Raw genomic sequence first — 1,464 nt, forward strand, 5'->3', positions numbered from 1 at the left:
TTCAGCCCTTGTCACGATAAATTTTCTCCTTTGCGAAAAACTTTTTTTTATTTTATCATGCATCGGCTAAATCTTCAGTGCTTATCAGTAATTTTTGTGCGAGAAATTTTCGCCTTTCAGAGCTGTCCCATGCCGCGCGACATATACAGGAAAGTTCCATGCGATTTCTTTTAAAAGATAAACAGTGGCTTTGATTGTTATTTTAAAGCCGCCGCATTTACATCGCGCCGTTACAAATCTAATGGCAGGCAACGGTTTTACGTGTTATTGCGTCAGTACCTTTTTTCGTTTGCCATGCGCTGTAACGAAGAATAACAAAAGCCATACAAGGCAATGTGCTGACAAAACTGTTATGTTTATCCATACATCCTGCATTTTCCCAGTCAGTAAGTCCATTAATCCATAAAAGGTTGCGCTGGACGGCAGCAGATACGATAAGGCATGTGTAATACTGCCCAAGGGGACAGCCAGATAAAATAAAACAGGCGGAGCAAGGAACAAAATCATTACAATCTTGATATATACAATGCCCGCCATAAGGCCATTTGAAAAGTGTCCTATAAACAACCCGGCTAACGCGGCAATAAACGCTGACAAGACAATCATTAACAGCAGCGGCAGAATCCCGCTGACAGTAATTTTCATACAGACGAGCGCTGTTATAGTCGCAGATAAAATACCGCAAAAAAATCCTAACGTGATTTTTTGAAACATATACTCCCATTTTGCCATAGGCAAAACTTCGTTAATAAAGGCAATGCCGTCCTCCTTTTCACTGATTATGCTCATGGCGTTAAAGGTGCAGCCCATGAACATAGCCGTAACCATTGTAATTACTATTAACAGGGATTTAAGACCATCGTTGTTGTCCTCAGCAGGGATAATAGTTGTTTGAGATAAAGCCATGTTTTCCCTTTCCGCGTAAAGCTGAGGGAGTGTGTTGCTAATCACTGTATTTACTTGCAGCTCGTCGCCTGACAGCAGCGTTTTAATTCCATTCCTGTCTTGCAGTACGCCAATCGCTTGTGTCGCAGGGTCATTGACAGCATTTTTCAAAGATACCATATCGGGGAATACTGTAACGCTGCCGTTTGTCTGCAACCATTCTATCGTGTCATTCGTGAGGTCATTTTCCATAATGCAAAATGCTGTTTCGCCCAAAGATGAAAGACTCACCCCAGAAAGCAGACTGATAGCAAATCCAACAATGACAGGCAGCAAAAAGGAAAGAATACACATTTTGTCCCGCCGGATATTTTTAAGCTGATACCTTAATCCTTTCATGTTATCCCTCCTTTGCCATTTCACGGACAAGCACCAGGCGTACGAGCAGGAATAACAGCTCTGAAAGGCGAAAATTTCTCGCACAAAAATTACTGATAAGCACTGAAGATTTAGCCGATGCATGATAAAATAAAAAAAAGTTTTTCGCAAAGGAGAAAATTTATCGTGACAAGGGCTGAA

Annotated in this window: 1 protein-coding gene; it reads right to left on the minus strand. The window is 41.4% G+C overall.

Going from position 1 to position 1,464, the window contains the following annotated elements; genetic code table 11:
• Positions 1-264 precede the first annotated feature (264 nt).
• Positions 265-1,284: an ABC transporter permease gene (locus FYJ45_RS29285; RefSeq protein WP_154468426.1), complete on the minus strand. Its 1,020-nt coding sequence runs from the start codon at positions 1,282-1,284 to the stop codon at positions 265-267.
• Positions 1,285-1,464 lie beyond the last annotated feature (180 nt).

Origin of the sequence: Eisenbergiella porci (assembly GCF_009696275.1) — a bacterium.
GTDB classification, from domain to species: domain Bacteria; phylum Bacillota; class Clostridia; order Lachnospirales; family Lachnospiraceae; genus Eisenbergiella; species Eisenbergiella porci.